15 protein-coding genes are annotated in these 14,311 nt (G+C 45.8%); 3 read left to right on the top strand and 12 right to left on the bottom strand.

Annotated features, from left to right (window positions below; translation table 11 throughout):
* Positions 1–139 precede the first annotated feature (139 nt).
* Both ACWPOD_RS14955 and ACWPOD_RS14960 read left to right on the top strand, forming a co-directional pair.
* Positions 140–1,057 carry a leukocidin family pore-forming toxin gene (locus ACWPOD_RS14955; protein WP_167426398.1) on the top strand — a complete coding sequence of 306 codons (918 nt, stop codon included), beginning with the start codon at positions 140–142 and terminating at the stop codon, positions 1,055–1,057.
* Positions 1,058–1,125: 68 nt separating this feature from the next.
* Positions 1,126–1,809: a topoisomerase I gene (locus ACWPOD_RS14960; protein WP_456232021.1), complete on the top strand. Its 684-nt coding sequence runs from the start codon at positions 1,126–1,128 to the stop codon at positions 1,807–1,809.
* A gap of 78 nt (positions 1,810–1,887) precedes the next feature.
* Here ACWPOD_RS14960 and ACWPOD_RS14965 read toward each other — a convergent pair whose 3' ends face one another.
* The 9 genes from ACWPOD_RS14965 to ACWPOD_RS15005 form a co-directional block, all read right to left on the bottom strand.
* Entirely contained in the window at positions 1,888–2,586 is a 699-nt protein-coding gene (locus ACWPOD_RS14965; RefSeq protein WP_456232037.1) for an ABC transporter ATP-binding protein, read from the bottom strand.
* Between the two features lie 22 nt (positions 2,587–2,608).
* Entirely contained in the window at positions 2,609–3,892 is a 1,284-nt protein-coding gene (locus ACWPOD_RS14970; RefSeq protein WP_020838737.1) for an ABC transporter permease, read from the bottom strand.
* Positions 3,893–3,894: 2 nt separating this feature from the next.
* Positions 3,895–5,109 carry an ABC transporter permease gene (locus tag ACWPOD_RS14975; protein ID WP_301657691.1) on the bottom strand — a complete coding sequence of 405 codons (1,215 nt, stop codon included), beginning with the start codon at positions 5,107–5,109 and terminating at the stop codon, positions 3,895–3,897.
* Positions 5,106–6,377: a TolC family protein gene (locus ACWPOD_RS14980; RefSeq protein ID WP_017633886.1), complete on the bottom strand. Its 1,272-nt coding sequence runs from the start codon at positions 6,375–6,377 to the stop codon at positions 5,106–5,108. The genes ACWPOD_RS14975 and ACWPOD_RS14980 overlap by 4 nt, the downstream gene beginning before the upstream one ends.
* Complete coding sequence (locus tag ACWPOD_RS14985) at positions 6,370–7,503, bottom strand: efflux RND transporter periplasmic adaptor subunit (protein WP_456232022.1); 1,134 nt, start codon at positions 7,501–7,503, stop codon at positions 6,370–6,372. Before ACWPOD_RS14985 ends, ACWPOD_RS14980 begins: the two co-directional genes overlap by 8 nt.
* Before the next feature lie 227 nt (positions 7,504–7,730).
* On the bottom strand, positions 7,731–8,291 hold the full coding sequence (locus ACWPOD_RS14990) for a GNAT family N-acetyltransferase (RefSeq protein ID WP_174856091.1): 561 nt from the start codon (positions 8,289–8,291) through the stop codon (positions 7,731–7,733).
* A gap of 3 nt (positions 8,292–8,294) precedes the next feature.
* On the bottom strand, positions 8,295–8,720 hold the full coding sequence (locus ACWPOD_RS14995) for a GNAT family N-acetyltransferase (protein WP_167426393.1): 426 nt from the start codon (positions 8,718–8,720) through the stop codon (positions 8,295–8,297).
* Between the two features lie 19 nt (positions 8,721–8,739).
* The gene (locus ACWPOD_RS15000; RefSeq protein ID WP_167426392.1) at positions 8,740–9,495 is read right to left on the bottom strand and encodes a class I SAM-dependent methyltransferase; all 756 of its coding nucleotides are present in this window, start codon (positions 9,493–9,495) and stop codon (positions 8,740–8,742) included.
* 25 nt (positions 9,496–9,520) lie between these two features.
* A complete protein-coding gene (locus ACWPOD_RS15005) occupies positions 9,521–10,153 on the bottom strand; it encodes a class I SAM-dependent DNA methyltransferase (protein WP_167426391.1) in 633 nt (210 codons plus the stop codon).
* Between the two features lie 391 nt (positions 10,154–10,544).
* Here ACWPOD_RS15005 and ACWPOD_RS15010 point away from each other — a divergent pair, with 391 nt between their 5' ends.
* Positions 10,545–11,078: a hypothetical protein gene (locus ACWPOD_RS15010; RefSeq protein ID WP_012841605.1), complete on the top strand. Its 534-nt coding sequence runs from the start codon at positions 10,545–10,547 to the stop codon at positions 11,076–11,078.
* Between the two features lie 49 nt (positions 11,079–11,127).
* Here ACWPOD_RS15010 and ACWPOD_RS15015 read toward each other — a convergent pair whose 3' ends face one another.
* From ACWPOD_RS15015 to ACWPOD_RS15025, 3 genes are all read right to left on the bottom strand, one after another.
* The gene (locus ACWPOD_RS15015; protein WP_041852915.1) at positions 11,128–11,643 is read right to left on the bottom strand and encodes a protein disulfide oxidoreductase; all 516 of its coding nucleotides are present in this window, start codon (positions 11,641–11,643) and stop codon (positions 11,128–11,130) included.
* Entirely contained in the window at positions 11,640–13,751 is a 2,112-nt protein-coding gene (locus tag ACWPOD_RS15020) for a protein-disulfide reductase DsbD family protein (RefSeq protein ID WP_456232023.1), read from the bottom strand. Before ACWPOD_RS15020 ends, ACWPOD_RS15015 begins: the two co-directional genes overlap by 4 nt.
* Before the next feature lie 66 nt (positions 13,752–13,817).
* Positions 13,818–14,216 carry a hypothetical protein gene (locus tag ACWPOD_RS15025; protein WP_053808871.1) on the bottom strand — a complete coding sequence of 133 codons (399 nt, stop codon included), beginning with the start codon at positions 14,214–14,216 and terminating at the stop codon, positions 13,818–13,820.
* Between the last annotated feature and the right edge of the window lie 95 nt (positions 14,217–14,311).

Raw genomic sequence — 14,311 nt, forward strand, 5'->3', positions numbered from 1 at the left:
TATTAAAAAACAAGATGCAATATTTCACCGCTCAATTATTGAGCACCAATTAATAACCTGTCCATAATTATAAAACACCCATAGAGTTATTGTTAAAAACCAATAATAACCTTTATGGGCTGACTAATAGGAAACAACAATGGAAAAACAGCATCTTTCCGCGAGTATTATCGCGCTCGCATTACTTGGTTCTCTAGCTCCAGCACATGCTGAAGATACATTAAAAGCTTACACTTCGACCTTGCTACAGCTCGATGATAGCGATGCACGCTCGAAGAAGATCCGCTTAATTTACTCCTTAGAAAATGTCTGGAACCAATCTTTGCTGCCGAATGGAGCTAAGGAAGCCAAGTTGCTTCTAAACGGAGGTTCTGGTTTCGACATGACTAATGTACCGAATAAAGAGCAGATCTATGGTTTTGCCACCGGTGGAGACTACCGTTACACAATCCCAACAGCCTTTAAACTGGCACTGAGTTATTTAAATGGTGCCCCTTTACGTCATATGAGCCATGCTCCAGAAAACACTATTGCAACAGCATCCGTAAGTGAGTCTCTGGACTTTAATCTTGGCTTCAGTGCTTCTGATTCTCCAAATATTAGCGGTGGGATCTCCTGGAGCAACCGCGTAACTTACGATCAACCAGAATTTCAGACGGTGGCTGATTTTGATCAGACCAATGAGAGCATTAATTGGCTTATCGAAAACCAGACTATCCGCCACAATACTCCACCTAAAGACTGGTTATTGTACCGTTGGACCAGCTGTAACATGGGCAACCTAATTGACTATAGCGAATTACCTGTCGTGATGCGCTCTGACTTTAAACCGCAAGTCGGTGTTGTATATCGAAAAAATGATATTCAAGATGGCCTAGATACGTCAGAAGTCAAGCTGGTTGCAGGTTGGCGAAAAACCAATTACTACTTTGGTCGTGACTGGTGTAGCTGGTATACCACCCCAGAAAATACCTGGAAGAAAAATCGTGATAGCAGTCAATGGACAGAGACTAGCCGAGCCGTAACTATCTCTTGGAATGACGCGCTCTACCACTAACTTATTAGCCTGCGGCCACGGAATGAATAAGTGGCCGCCGTATTTACTAATGAAATAAACGGTAAGACATGACAAGTAATAAAAAACTCTTGACTGGATCGGCGCTAGCACTTGGTGCAGTACTCGCCATATTTCTAATTAATTCAAATAACAAGAATCCCCAGAGCAATTCTGTTGCAAGTTTTGACGAGCAAATCAAGACAGAGAAAACTGAGACAAGAAGTGTAACGCCTCCTGAGAGCGATGCAGCTCAAGAGGTGATTACCATTCCAACACCACAGAATGACAATGACGCTACTTCCGACGTCATTCCAGCTACACCTTGGATATCTGCCCCATTAAATGAATTGAGCAATGAACTGTACGATTTTATTGAAGCTGAACAGGTAAGTTATATCAGTACAACCGACTATCCATTCGACGAGCAAAAGCAAGAACAATTGCGAACATTAGCGAAGCAAGGGGTTCCTATCTTGTTTGACAACACGGAATCATCCTATTTGGATAGTTACGGTGTCAGCGAAACCAAAGTGGTTTCAGAGTATTTTGGTACGGCGTCTGAAGGTGATGTCATCATTGCTACCGGAGTACAGAATAAGGATGGCAGCATTCATTATCTGGTTTTGCCTTTGAAGAGCAAAGATCTCAACGATAACAGTAAATTGATTGAGGACACTAAGCTCGCAATCACTCTACTTAAAGAACAAAAGCATGACTTGATAAAAGAGAGACAAAGCGAACATCGCGAATAAAAATAAAGGAAGATAGCTTCTCCTATTCCATGGCTATCTTCCTTAAAGTAACTCCAGTCTCAATCAAGAAAAATTCATTTATCTTCCCTCCGGAGCCCTATCCGAAATCACCTTGCCATCTTTGATGGTGATGATGCGTTTGGTGCGCTCTGCTAACGCATTATCATGGGTAACGATGATCAGCGTTCTACCTTCGGAGTGAAGTTGATTGAACAAGGCTTCAATCTCTGCGCCGGATTTTGAATCCAATGCACCCGTTGGTTCATCCGCTAAGATGATTTGCGGATCGTTGACCAAGGCTCTTGCAATCGCAACTCTTTGCTTTTGACCACCAGAAAGCTGGTTTGATTTATGATCTAAACGATCCCCTAGCCCGACTTGCTCTAGCAATTTAGCGGCGCGCTGGCGACGTTCTTTGGCTTTGATACCAGAGTAAACCAACGGCAGTGCCACGTTATCAAGCGCCGTCGCGTATTCCAATAAGTTAAAGCTTTGGAAGACAAATCCGATCTTTTGGTTACGAATGCCAGCCAGCTCATTCGCACTTAAACTTGCGACGTTTTGGCCGCCAAGTTGGTACTCGCCATCGGTGGGCTTATCTAAACAGCCGAGCATGTTCATCAACGTTGATTTGCCTGAACCGGACGGGCCAAGAATCGAAAGAAACTCGCCTTGATTAATGGTTAAGTCAACGCCGTCTAGCGCGCGAACTTCCGCCTCCCCGCTTGAGTAGTATTTACAGATGTTGGTCAGCTCAACAAGCGACTTGTTCGACATGTTCTCTCCAGAGTTATTGTTGTTATTCACTTTGTAGCGCCTCCAACGGGCTGACTTTTGCGGCTCGGTTTGCAGGTAACCATGCAGATGCCACACCAATGATCACTAAGGTGAGGATGACAATCGCGACAACGACCCACGACAACTCAGGGACAGGTTTACCCAGTTGTTCATAAAAGGCATTGCCCTCTAAAGGAATGGAACTGATGGCAGACACCAGCGCGTACGTCACGCCTAAGCCAAGCGCGCCCCCCATCATCATTGTCAATAAAGACTGCACTAAATAGTGCATGCGAATGGCCGTTGGGGTTGCACCGACTGCCATGCGCACGCCGATATCACGCGTAGATCGCTTTACGGTGGCATACATCACATTGGCGATGCCAACGCCAGCAACAGCTAACGTCACGAAGCCGATAATGCCAAGAAAACTCTGCAAACCTATCAGAAACTGCTGCATACTCTTTTGTTTAAGGAACATATCATCGACTTGGACGACCTGTTCATCACTGACACTTGCCCCGTGCTTACGGGCAATCACTTGCCTGATCGTCTTTGCTAAGGCTTCTCGGTCTACATCGGCTTGTGGTTGCACATTGATGCCACCAATTTCACCGTTGACATGAAATCGCTTCCACGTCGCTAACGGCACAAAGCTGGAATAGTTGATAAGATCCCCCAGCTCTATTTGAGCGCTGTTTTTCTCCAATACGCCCACAACGGTGAACTCCTCATTGCCGATTTTTACCTTTTTCCCCACAGGGTTGAGTTGCAATGTGACTGTCGCAAACCAACTAAAGTCCTCATTCGGGTTGAATAAGTCGGCTGCCAGTTCATAACCCAGTACAACGACTTTGCGCGTCTCTTTTTGATCGAGTGGATTTAACCATCGCCCTCCCGCCATCGGCACCAAATTGGTCATGGATTGAAACTCGCTCGTGACAGCTAAGGGCTCTTGCCACGAGCTTCTGTCACCAACGGTGATGCGCTCTTTCCACTTCGCAGTTGGCGCAACACTTTTTACATCGGGTAACGCTCGAACGACCTCTGAATCGTCCATTTTTAATGTCAGAAATTTACCTTGGTGAAAAGCACCGTGGTCGACGGTGGCCATCCCTCCGGTCAAATAGATCAAGTTGCCGTTACCATTTTGTGCGGTTTTCAATACGCCCTGACGAATACCCTCACCTACCGCCAACATAGCAGCGATACAGAGGGTCGCCCACGCTACAGCCAGAATGGTCAAACCCAGTCTCAGCTTTTCTGCCGCCATTTCTTGGAAAATTTGTCTCATCGGTAACAGCATGACTAGGCCCTCGCACTCAAAGCAATGACTGGCGTGAGACGCGATGCTCGCCTTGCTGGGAAATACGATGCCATCAATGCCAAGATAAGCGTCACAAGTAAAGACCAAGCAATGGAATCTGGCGTGATCACAGGTAAACCAATCCATTCCGGTAATGCCATGCTGCTTAGGACAGACACCACGGCATACGAAAACATCAGACCTAATGCCGTGCCCACAGCTACCAAAATAAGCCCTTCAAGAATAAACTGACTGAGTATGGATTTTTGAGTCGCCCCGATCGCCAAACGCACACCGATTTCACGCGTGCGCTCCGTGACAGATAAAAACATGATGTTGGCAACGCCAAGCGCACCGACCGCCATGGTCATCGCGCCGCTCGCTCCGAGAAAAATCTGAATGCCACGTAAAATTCCACTGATGACCGCCGCACCTTCACTAAAATCGGGTAATTCGACCGCATCTTTATCACTTGGGTCAAAATGAAGCTGCTTGGCGAAAAAGTTCACGATATTTTGTCGAAACGACGGTGCATCCATCCCATCTCTTGGTTTCATCAATACCATCCAAGGTTTCGCATCCCACAAATCGCGGTACGTTGTTTGAGGAATGAAAACCGTGCGGCTATCGCCGAATGAAATGCCAGTGTCCTCACCGACGGTTATCCCAATAACCAAAAACGGAATGCCGTTGACTTTGAGCCTATCCCCGATTTGGATTCCGCCCATTTGCGCAATTTGATCGCCTAACACTGCCACGCGAGTGTGGTTGTTCATATCACTTGGTGACAGGTTTCTCGAACCGGATTGCAGCTTGCGTTGCATTAAAGGAAAGTAAGACGTATCAATACCGCTGACCGTACTCGATAAGTTCTGTCCTTTGAGATTGGTGATATTCGCATCCCATTTGGCGTAAACGCTCGACGCCTGTTGCACGAAGCCCGACTGTTTGATCATGTCGACTTTTTCTTGTGGAATATCAATTTGTCGTCTTGAAGGTAACCCTTGCCACGGTTTACTGGTACTCGACGGAAACACCACTTGCACATTGTTGATCATAAATGAAAACGACTGGGTCTGATGGCGATAAAAGCCTTCGCCAAGTGCGATTAACACCACCACAGAGATCACGCCCCAAGCAATCGCGATAATGGCTAGCACGCTCTTCATGCGATGCGCCATCAACGTTTGCCAAGTTTGTTGCAATAGATTGCTCATGAATGAAAAGCTCGAGAGATCAACGCCATGGTATCGTCATCGAGTTTCCCTGCGGTTTGCAGTAAGCCGATTCTCTTACGCCAGTAGCTGTACAAGTTGGTTTGCAGACTGTTTTTCGCCTCAAACAAGCTGTTGTGTGCGCTGATAACTTCCGACACTTCAAGCAGACCAGCGTCGTAAAGTTTCTCTTTGCTTTGCAACACTCTGGCGCGCGACTCAACCAGCTCGTTCGCTATCAAAACTTGATTCCAGTTGATATCGACCTGCGTAAACTGCTGAATAACTCGTTTCTGAATATCAATTTCCACTCTACGCATATCTTGCTTGGCACTTAAAATGTTCAACGATGCTTCGTCCACTTTCGCTCGCACTGCACCATTGAGGTCAATCGGCAAACTCAAACTAATCCCAGCGTTAAACTCGCCGTTTGAACGATTGTCACCATCGCTGTAGCCCACACTACCTTTGACGGTCGGGTAGTATCCACCTTTAGCTGAATCTTTCGCGAACTCGCTCGCTTTCACCATCTGCGCCGCTACCAACAGCTCTGGACTGCTGTCTTTAGCCAGTTTTAGCCATTGCTCCTGAGAGTCCACCAGCATCGGCGGCTGAATCAAAGAATCCGTTCGAATTTGGTCGACACTCTCCGGCATTTGATTGATTAACGCCGCAAGCTCTGCTTTTTTCACTTCGAGATCGGCTTTTGCATTGAGGATACTTGCTTGCTCAGAGACTTGATTCGCTCGCATCTCTTCAACATCAACCGACTTCACTTTGCCTGCTCGATAGCGTTTCTCAATGATGTTGAGAAGTTCCTTCCCCTCCTCCAGCTTGGACTGCGCCAATTTGAGGTCGCCCTGTGCGCTTGCCACATCTAGGTAAGCGGTGAGCAGCTTCTGCGCAAGCTCGTTATGCGATTGAGATAGCTCTAACTGTGCTTTGAGATAATTGGCATTCGCTTGATCCAGTTCCGACCACAAACTGCTATCCCAAATAGTTTGAGATAAGGTAGCGCCGTAACTGTTCGAATGGCTTGAGGACTCATTCCAATCCGCTGACGCACTGGCACTTAAACCCGGCAATAACGCACTGCGGCTACTCTGTACGCCAACCTCGCCAAGCTGGACGCCGATTTTCGCTTTTTCGTAATTTGGATCGTTCTGCTTTGCTTGTTGCCAAGCTTGTTCAATAGAAATTGCGTAGGTCGGCAAACTGAGTGTGGCAGCCAACAATGCAAAGGCGATTTTTGATCGTTGCAGTTTAACCATGCGCCGCTCCCATCATGCTGTTGTCGATAACCTCTTCATCAAGCTCCACGCCGTCAAGCACTTCGACATTGATGCCATCTGACAGACCGAGTTTCACCGGTTGTTTATGAAACCCTTGTTCTGAGCTATCGGGGATCAGAACATTCGGTGCGTCACCATCAAATTGCAGAGCGCGCTCCGGTAGAGTGAGTACGTTTTCAGACTTCTTAAGAATGATTTGAGCCGTCGACGAAAACCCAGAACGAAGCAATACATCTTGTGGGATCTTGAGTTCTCCCACTTCAACCTCAAAACCGTTATCAAAACTTTTTGCCGAAGCATTGCCCTCTGGTGAGTTGAAGTTCTCAGATTGAATCGCCACTTTGGTTAGCACACCAGAAATCGCCACATCAGGATAAGGCGCCACCGTCAACATAACGGGCATTCCCGGAGACAACTGCGCAGCATCATGCTCACTGACGCTACCTTTAAAAATCAGACTGTTCATGTCGGCCAATGACATCATTTCAGTCGCTGCTTGGCTTGATTGAGTCGAGATGATCGGCTCTCCGACCTCAACTTTCTGGTTGAGTACCGTGCCATCAATTGGCGCGTAGATCGTCGACGTTAAACGTGCATCACCGATAGACGCCTCACCACTGCGGATGAGTTCGAGATTCTGGCGCTTTTGCAATACGTCCGCTTGCGCAGATTTGACTGCCGAGCGCGCACTTACGTATTCGTCGTAGTTACTTGGAATAATGTCCTGCTTGACCAAGCTTTCTAGGTTAGACAGTTTTTGTTTGGCAGATTCCAGATCGGCTTCGCTACGCATGAGCTCTGCCGATGCATCCGTTAATGCTTGGGGGGTTGGGTTTGGACGTACTTTGATCAGCGGCTGGCCTTGCTTCACCTTTTCACCAACTTTCGCGTAAATTTCACCGACGATACCGTCGATTTGTGACTTGATAGACACAGAGTGTGCAGGGACAATTTTACCAACAGCCACCGCTTGTTTTTCAATCGTGCCTTTTTCCACAATCAATGTAGGCAGTAATTCTGGTTGAGCGGCAGATTGGAGATAGAAATACGTTCCACCGCCGAGCAGCGCAATGCTCACAGCGGAGACAAGCCAACGTTTCGTCATTATTTATTCCAACAATTATTGGGTAGTCTAATGACTACTCCTAAAACACAAAGTTGAAGGAATAATATCCTGCTTTAATAGCGGTTTGGTTGTCACAGTTGGTATGGTTTTGTCAGTCGCCTCTGACAATCAAAGACTAAAAAACCTCGACGAATCATTCAGCAAAGACGCTGTCTACGATGGCGACTAACAAGCTCTGTAACCGCTCGTTTCAACCGCTATCCATTTCATTCTGAACAATGTGCAAAATAGCACAGTTCTGTATCTTCCAATCGCATATCCATACAGTCTTGCGCCTCACGTCCTAAAGCAGGAAAAACCGCATGCGCTTTTAAAATGCCTTGGCTGATAAAGCCACATTTCTCCAACACACGAATACTCGCGTGGTTGCCAATATGCGGGGCAGTGCGAATGCGCGTTATACCCAAGCTTTGCAGGTAGACAACACCAAGTTTGCAGGCTTGGGTTGCATAGCCTTTTCCCTGATAGCGAGCAGAAATACCAAAATGGGTTTCACTGCTGTCTTGCTCAGGTATCAGCACCAGACAGCCTATAGGAGTTTGAGAAGTGAGTTCTTCAATAGCGAAGACTAATAGATTGGGAGACTTTTGATCATATTGAGCACGCCATCTTTCGATAGCTTCAAGGGTTTGATTAACATTTTGGTGGACTTGGCGATTGAGGAAGCGGCATGCTTGCTCATCGCCTAAATAGTTTTCAAACAGAGGAGCAGCGTCTGTTGTTTTGAGGTATCTGATTGCCACTTGTTGAGATTCAACTCTCATCATGATTTAGCTCTGATAAACATTCGGTTTCCAGATTTGCATGAAGTTTTCTACTGGAGCAATAGGAGTGAACCCAAACTGTTCGTACAATCCATGAGCATCGCGGGTTGCAAGTATCATACGGCGTAAGCCTTGTAGTTCTGGATGAGCAACAATTTCTGAGATCAACCACTTACTGATGCCTTTACCACGGTGTGCCTCCACAACAAACACATCGGCAAGGTACGCAAACGTGGTGCGATCGGTAATTAACCGAGCAAAAGCGACGAGTTGATTTCTGTCATCCAAAACCGCGAAACAGAACGAATGGCGCAAAGACTTCTCAAAGCGTTCTCTTGGAATACCCTTTCCCCAATAACTGTTTGAAATGAACTCGTAGATAACGCCTAAATCCATGTCATCTAACAATGTAGTAATTCGAAACCCTTGCATTGTATCCCTCAACATTGGTTTATATTTTCTTAGCCACACAGACAAGCGAGTTGCCATTCGCCTCAAATGTTTGCGCTGACCAAGATTGGTACTTCTCTATAATTCTGAATCCCGCTTGTTCAAGGAAAACCTCTATGTCTTCCAGCGGGCGATATTTTAAATCAATGCTGGAATGCTCAATCGTTCCACTTTCAAAATGGCGCTCTTTGTTCAAATACATGATGGACGTTTGCAAGTCATACTCGGCCTTCATACCGAAATAATTCACTTCACCATAGGTTGGAGAAACATAGGTTTGCCACAGCGCCATCTCATGATCCAATTCTAGATTCTCTGGCGTTGGTAACCGCGTATCGAAGACAAATCGCCCACCTTTTTCTAGGTGCTTTGATATTGAGCTCAGTGCGCCTGCCAGCATGTCGTCACTTAAAAAGGCTTGGAATGCATTCCCTGTCATTATGGCTAGGTCAAACTTCTTACCTAACGAAAACTGGGTTGCGTCGAGATGAAGAAAACGCAAGTTACTCCTGCTTTTGGCTTTGTCCTTTGCGTGTTTGAGCATCCCTTCAGAAATATCAATGCCAATGGCTTCGTTGAGTTGCTCAGAGACTGGAATCGTGACAATGCCGGAACCACAACAGACATCCAATACACTTCGAGCATTGGTTTCTTCGATTAACCTTGTGATGAAAGCAATGTCGTGATGGTAATGCTGCTCGTATTGGGCATCGTATTCAATGCCCGACCCGAACTCGGTTAAATCTTGTGTTTTCAAAAACAGTCCTTGTTTGTTACTTATTTTAGCGGTGTGACTTTTTCAGCTCTAGCATCACGTATCGACACACATAACCAACACCAGATACATAACCAATCACATTTTCTAGGGAAACCACTTCCAACCTCGCCTGCTGACAGAGTTGTTCAACTTCACTTTCGGTATATGCCGTATGCACGACCGATCCACTATAAGTATTTCGAGGCAAATCTTGTCCATCCGGATCGTGGTATTGAAAGCTGATAAAACATCGTCCATTCGCAGTTAGCTTACGCGAAATGCACTCCAGCAGTTGTTGAGGCTCTGCTAGAAACTCAGTAAAACCAAGTGCGGTGATAAGGTCGAAGGTTTGCTCAAACAAAGGGGAAAATGGCTCATCAAGGTTATGAACCGAGACGCTTTGATAGAGGTTAGTTTGGCGCGCTTTATCAACCATTTTGGACGAGATGTCTAAGCCATGAATGGTGAGATCTGGATAGTGATTTTTTACGACATGACCGATACTGCCTGTCGCACAGGCTAGGTCGAGAGCCGAGCCTTGCTCGATGGGAAGGGTTTTTAACTTCCCAGAAATCCAACGTGGGCCAACGTAATGGCTGTCATCCACCAACTTTTGATAGCGCTCCGACACATCATCATACATTTTTGCTACGTTCATCGTTTCCTCCTTGATAACCAGAACGATGTTCGAATGTAACACGCAATACGCACCTAAGCACTTATTAAATGGCTAATTTTTTATGAAACGTAACCGACTGGTTATTCAGCGCTAACCAGTAGAAATAGATGAAATTTTGGAAAGTATTAGCCCGTGATTCCGATGGAATTTTTAAGTGCATAAAGAGAAAATATGTCCTGATAATCTGCTTCGATTATTCAGCTAATCTTATTTCCATCATTCTATTCGCTGTATATAAAAACAATATTTAAATTAACATAACAAACCTATCGCTTATTATTTTCCATTTAAATAATGATTCTTATTTTTAATATCAACCTATAATTAAAGTGCTCAAATTCTCATGTTGTATTAACTTGAGGTTTAATTTATGAAACTAACTCCTTATTTAACTGCTGTTGTTTCGGTCAGCTGCGCTTTTGGCGCATTCGCAGCCGATGATTCAAAAGCACTTTTAGAAGATGCACTGAGTGCTGCACCACCGACTATTCGCGATAAAGTAACAGTGATGGACTGGAACAATAATGTTCTGCAAGAAGGTTCTAGCCAATACACTTGCTTCCCAACGCCACCTCAATTGGAAGGCACAGCGCCAATGTGTATGGATGGTCCTTGGATGGAATGGGCAGACGCTTGGATGAACAAAAAACCTTTCCAAGCCAAAGCATTAGGCATTTCTTACATGTTAGCGGGTGATGGCGGTGCCAGTAACACCGACCCATTTGCAGAAGGGATGACGGACGATAATCAATGGATTGTGGAAGGACCACACTTGATGATTATTACCCCAGACCAAGCGTTGCTCGACTCTCTACCAACCGACCCAAGTTATGGTGGCCCATACGTAATGTGGAAAGGCACGCCATACGCACACATTATGATTCCCGTTGGAGCGAGAAAATAAAAAGAAAAAATCCGATATTCAGTATTTTGAATATCGGATTTTTATTTCGTTATCGAGCCAACCAAATTCTCGCCAATATTCCTATCGGCGTTGTGATGCCTGTCGTAATAGAGGTCACTTCACCATTTCTTAAAATATAAATGGTTGGAGTCACGCTAATTTTCCATTCACGCATAATATCGCTTGAAGGATCGTTTATGTTTTCAAAACGATATTCTTTTGCCTGCATAAACTGCGCCACGCGCTCATTCGGTCCCGATGAGCCAGAAACGCCAACTACGGCATAGTCATCACTCAGCCAGCTCACGCTTGGGCTTACAAATTTACAAGCGGGACACCAAGTCGCCCAAAAATAAACAACGACAGGTTGTTCATGACTTTGTGCGATTGCATCGAAGTATTCACCATCGCTCAATACGGAGCTCAATGGTGGTGCCTCCTGTTTGGGAATATCTTTGGTGCGATACCAATCCATCGCGATAGAAATAACGGTGACAATGAGCACCATCTGTACGATTTGAACGAGCCAATATCGGACTGTTCTACGCTGCTTTGTCGAACTCATTGAATGGATCCCCCACTCACTTGTTTCACCGCGCTTAAAACAACATCATCAGTCAGAATCACAGGTAACGGGATACCTTGTGGCGCCGCCGGGCCATAGACGATGTTAAACGGCACACCGTAACGCCCATGAGCTCGTAAAAAGTCCGTTACCGAGCCGTCCGGATGTGTCCAATCCCCTTTTAACTTCGCCACATTAGGGCTTTGTAGCAATGAGTAGACAGGATCTTGCCAGATCACGCCGATCTTGTTCGCTTTACACGTGACACACCAATCCGCAGTCACATCCACAAACACCACTCGCCCATTACTGACGTGCTCTTCAATCGCTGAATTAGAAAGCTTTTGCCAAGCTAGATCATCCGGAAGTGGCGTTGCCCATTGGTCAGCAGTGACACTGCCAAGTAGTAAGCCGCCAGCTATTAACACTAACGATGCGGTCCCCGATACAGCAAGTGCTTTCTCACCATACACACGCTTAATTCTTGCCATCATGACGACAAAAGCAACCACAGCGATGAGTGCAATCCATAACATCGGTACATGATTTGCCATTAATGAAAGTAGCCAAACGCTGGTTGCCAACATCATTATGCCAAACACGATCTTAACGACATTCATCCATGGACCGGGCTTTGGTAGTTTTAGCGCGATACTTGGAAACACAGCGACTAAGATCCAAGGCAGTGCCATACCCAATGCTAATGCAGTAAAGGTTGCAAATAACGTTAATACGTCCGCGCCCAAGGCAAAAGCAACGGCAGTGCCTAAAAACGGTGCGGAACAAGGTGTCGCAAGCAAAGTGGCGAACATACCTTGAACGTAGTGACCCACTAGAGAGTTATCACCTTTCGATGCGAGCCATGTATTAGTACCCGATGACAGACGGATTTCAAATAATCCCAACATATTGGCGCCGAACAAAGCAGTGACTAGTACCATCAATCCTAGGAACCAAGGGCTTTGGAACTGCACGCCCCAACCGATCGCATTACCCGTAAGCTTCAACACCAAAATGAATCCAGCTATCAGCCAGAACGAAGTGAGAATCCCCAGAGAAGAAGCGATAAACTGGGTACGAATTTGACGGCGCTCTACACCATGCGCAGCCACAATACTGCTGAGCTTCATCCCCAATACAGGCAGCACACACGGCATGATGTTCAAAATCAAACCGCCTAACAGTGCAAATAAGAAAATACTCGCTAAAGAGGTAGTTGGCAGTGACGATGTAACCGCTCCTGCTTGTGCTTGTGTTACCTCTTCGACCAGCAAGTTTTCATCTTTGATAGAAACATATAACGATTGTTCATTAAGCTCTACCTCACCCAGCCAGGTATCAACCGAGTAATTTGCTGTGACGATATCACCTTCTTGCTGAAGTCCATCCAACTTGAAGCTGTAGTCACGAATCGCATCACCAACACCATCCACCAACACTTGAGGATTTTGCCAACCTTGCGTGTTCTTTAGTTTGATTTGTAATTTGGATTGCGTCGCATCCCAATTTGTTTGCGTGACCTCAACAAAAGGCGAAGGTTGAGGAACATTACTCACCGCTTGGGCGTAACTGAACATCACGTCTTCGTCCACTTTCAGCTCAGAAGGTAAGAACGTCAATTGAATTTGGTAGTCCGTCAGCACACAAATCGTCGTACAGGAAGAAAGCGTGAGCACTGCATCAATCGTGACGGGTTTCGACATATCGTCGATATGCAGCGTCATTGGGAACAAAGTGTCGCCTTTGTAACCGAGAGTCTCAATGCCCAATAACTCGAACTTTTGCGGATATGGCCATTGCCAATCAACCTTGCTCAGGTTTTGCGAGTTTTGCCAATCTATCGATGGCGCGACACCACCCTCGCCCGGCGATCGCCAATAAGTTTTCCAGTCTCCGCTCAACTTAACATCCAAATAACCTGTAAGTGTTTTGGCTTGCGGATCTTGTTGACCCGTTAGTACAAAGCGCGTTTGCACTGGAGGATGTTGCGGGTTGGTCATCCAACCGGTATCGGTAGTTTGTGCTGAAATATTCAGAGAGAACAAACTCAACGCCAGCGTCATAAAGAACATAGACGCGAACTGAGTCAGTTTGGTAGTTTGATTCATAGTAATTCCTAATAATAAAAACAAAATGTGTTAAATCGCTGACGTCATTGGTCAGAAAACACGTTTTTATTCTTGGAATACACAGAAAGTCAGATGGACTCGATACTTACGACCTATCGGCTCCGTCCAATGTTGTGCGCGAATATAAGCGCAGCACATCCAAATAGCCGACGCCAAAAGACCGACAAACAGAACAACAATAAATGCATCGAGTTGATGTTGAGAAAATTGAATTAACTTTTCAGACAATTCGCATTTGCTGGTTTCTTTAGCATCAATCGACTTGACGCTCGACCCCTCATCAGTAAGTGAAACAGCAGGCGATACCGTCTCATACTTCATAGAGCATGACGATGCAAAACCTGAATTTTGCATCAGACACACGACAACCACCCAGCCAATAATCGCTAGTAGCCATTTCACCCGTTTATGTGGTGTGTGATGTCGTTTAGTCAATAAACTCATAAGAATTCAGAATAAAGTAGGAACGAAGAAGATAATACGCGAGTCGTCATAAAGCTCAAGTCGTATCCACAAAATAGCATTAAGAAGCTTCACTC

This window comes from Vibrio sp. JZG120 (assembly GCF_053890955.1).

What these genes read in the sequence shown, in the direction of transcription:
- ACWPOD_RS14955 (WP_167426398.1), top strand. Translation starts at nt 140, where the DNA reads ATGGAAAAACAGCATCTTTCCGCGAGTATTATCGCGCTCGCATTACTT.
- ACWPOD_RS14960 (WP_456232021.1), top strand. Translation starts at nt 1,126, where the DNA reads ATGACAAGTAATAAAAAACTCTTGACTGGATCGGCGCTAGCACTTGGT.
- ACWPOD_RS14965 (WP_456232037.1), bottom strand. Translation starts at nt 2,586, where the DNA reads ATGTCGAACAAGTCGCTTGTTGAGCTGACCAACATCTGTAAATACTAC.
- ACWPOD_RS14970 (WP_020838737.1), bottom strand. Translation starts at nt 3,892, where the DNA reads ATGCTGTTACCGATGAGACAAATTTTCCAAGAAATGGCGGCAGAAAAG.
- ACWPOD_RS14975 (WP_301657691.1), bottom strand. Translation starts at nt 5,109, where the DNA reads ATGAGCAATCTATTGCAACAAACTTGGCAAACGTTGATGGCGCATCGC.
- ACWPOD_RS14980 (WP_017633886.1), bottom strand. Translation starts at nt 6,377, where the DNA reads ATGGTTAAACTGCAACGATCAAAAATCGCCTTTGCATTGTTGGCTGCC.
- ACWPOD_RS14985 (WP_456232022.1), bottom strand. Translation starts at nt 7,503, where the DNA reads ATGACGAAACGTTGGCTTGTCTCCGCTGTGAGCATTGCGCTGCTCGGC.
- ACWPOD_RS14990 (WP_174856091.1), bottom strand. Translation starts at nt 8,291, where the DNA reads ATGATGAGAGTTGAATCTCAACAAGTGGCAATCAGATACCTCAAAACA.
- ACWPOD_RS14995 (WP_167426393.1), bottom strand. Translation starts at nt 8,720, where the DNA reads ATGCAAGGGTTTCGAATTACTACATTGTTAGATGACATGGATTTAGGC.
- ACWPOD_RS15005 (WP_167426391.1), bottom strand. Translation starts at nt 10,153, where the DNA reads ATGAACGTAGCAAAAATGTATGATGATGTGTCGGAGCGCTATCAAAAG.
- ACWPOD_RS15010 (WP_012841605.1), top strand. Translation starts at nt 10,545, where the DNA reads ATGAAACTAACTCCTTATTTAACTGCTGTTGTTTCGGTCAGCTGCGCT.
- ACWPOD_RS15015 (WP_041852915.1), bottom strand. Translation starts at nt 11,643, where the DNA reads ATGAGTTCGACAAAGCAGCGTAGAACAGTCCGATATTGGCTCGTTCAA.
- ACWPOD_RS15020 (WP_456232023.1), bottom strand. Translation starts at nt 13,751, where the DNA reads ATGAATCAAACTACCAAACTGACTCAGTTCGCGTCTATGTTCTTTATG.
- ACWPOD_RS15025 (WP_053808871.1), bottom strand. Translation starts at nt 14,216, where the DNA reads ATGAGTTTATTGACTAAACGACATCACACACCACATAAACGGGTGAAA.